Annotated in this window: 1 protein-coding gene; it reads left to right on the top strand. The window is 74.4% G+C overall.

Features of this window, described 5'->3' with window-relative positions:
* Positions 1 to 165: 165 nt before the first annotated feature.
* Positions 166 to 1,737: N-6 DNA methylase (locus GSF22_RS33350; RefSeq protein ID WP_208817883.1), on the top strand; the 1,572-nt coding region annotated here is incomplete at its 3' end.

The following is a 1,737-nucleotide window of genomic DNA, read 5'->3' as shown; positions in this document are numbered from 1 at the left end:
CTCGTCGCGGGCAGGGGGATGGGGCGGACGGTCGAGCAGATCGACCCGCCTTGGGTGAAAGCGACCCTAGCACAGCCTCAAGTGAAAGCACTGTCAAACCGTTTAAACGCTTTCGCGATCGTGTAGGGTGTGCGGCGAGCAGCACCACCAGCCGACAGGACGCCCATGCCGCAGCCCACCCAGGTGACCGCCGCCGAGATATCCCGGCTGGCCAAGGTCACGCGCGCCACCGTGAGCAACTGGCGCCGGCGTCACCCCGACTTCCCCGCCCCGACCGGCGGCACCGACACGAGCCCGGCGTACGACCTGACCGCCGTACGGGCCTGGCTCGCCAAACGCGGGCAACTACCGGCCGGCTCCCCCACCGACGAGCTGCGCACCATCCTGCGTACCAGCGCCACCGACCTCGCCCACCGCAGCAGGCTGCTGCCACTCGTCGTCGCCGCGAGTCGCATAGTCGACACCGAGACGAAGAAGGCCGTCGCCCTGCCCGACGACCGGCTGGCCGCCTGGGCCCAGAAGACGAGCCGGTCGTACGCCGTCGACATCCCCGACACCGGCGACCTGCCCTACCGACCGGAGGAAGCCGAGCTGCTGCGGACCCTGCTGCGCTGCTGCGCCGAGGAGGGCGCCGCGCAGACGCTGGAGGTCCTCGCCGAAGGGGAGATCACCGACAGCAAGACCAGCAGCGCCTACCGGACACCGACGAACACCGCCGCACTCATGGCCGAACTCCTCACCGGACCCGGCGAGGCGTACCCGGACCGGGTCTTCGACCCCGCGTGCGGGGTCGGCAGCCTGCTGCTGGCCGCCGCCGCACGCGGCGCCCGCGAGCTGTACGGCCAGGACCTGGTGCCGGCGGCAGCCGCGCAGGCCGCCGCCCGCCTGGCCGTGCAGACGGACGCGACGGGGGCGCAGGTCAGCGTCGGCGACAGCATCCGTGACGACGCCTTCCCCACCCTGGTCGCCGACGCCGTGCTCTCCGCGCCCCCCTACGGCCAGCGGGACTGGGGCCACGAGGACCTGGCCTACGACCCCCGGTGGGTGTTCGGCCTGCCCCCGAAGGGTGAATCCGAACTGGCCTGGCTGCAACACTGCCTGGCCCACCTGACCCCGGGCGGCCGGGCCGCGCTGCTCATGCCGCCCGGCTCCGCGTTCCGCCCGTCGGGGCGGCGGATCCGGGCCGACCTGGTCCGCAGTGGCGCACTCCGCGCGGTCGTCGCGCTACCGGCCGGGATGGCTCCCCCCCTGCACATCGGCCTGCAGGTGTGGCTGCTGCAGCAGCCCCACCCGCAGGCGACCCTGCCGTCGGCCGTCCTGCTGGTGGACACCGCGTCGGCCGACACCCGACCCACCGACGACACCGCCGACCGACGCTCCCCGGCGGAGTGGGCCGCGCTCCACCACGCGGTACTCACCGCCTGGCACGACTTCGACCGGCACCCCGACACCTTCGACCCGGTCCCCGGGTTCGCCCGCGCGGTCCCCGTCGTCGACCTCCTCGACGAGGCGGTCGACCTCAGCCCCGCCCGGCACGTCCGCGCCGCCGCCGTACCCGCCAGACCCGACGAACTCGCCGACCTGGCGTACGCGCTGAGGAGCCGGCTGCGGCGGGCGGCGACCGGCCTGGTGACCCTCAGCGGCGGCCAGCCCTGGCCGCCGGCCGGCGCCGAACCACAGCCCTGGCGCCGGGCCACCGTCGCCGACCTGCTCCGGGGCGACGCCCTCACCCTGCTC

The organism is Micromonospora echinofusca (assembly GCF_017614955.1).
Lineage (GTDB): Bacteria > Actinomycetota > Actinomycetes > Mycobacteriales > Micromonosporaceae > Micromonospora > Micromonospora echinofusca_A.
This window is presented reverse-complemented; position numbering and strand designations above follow the sequence as displayed.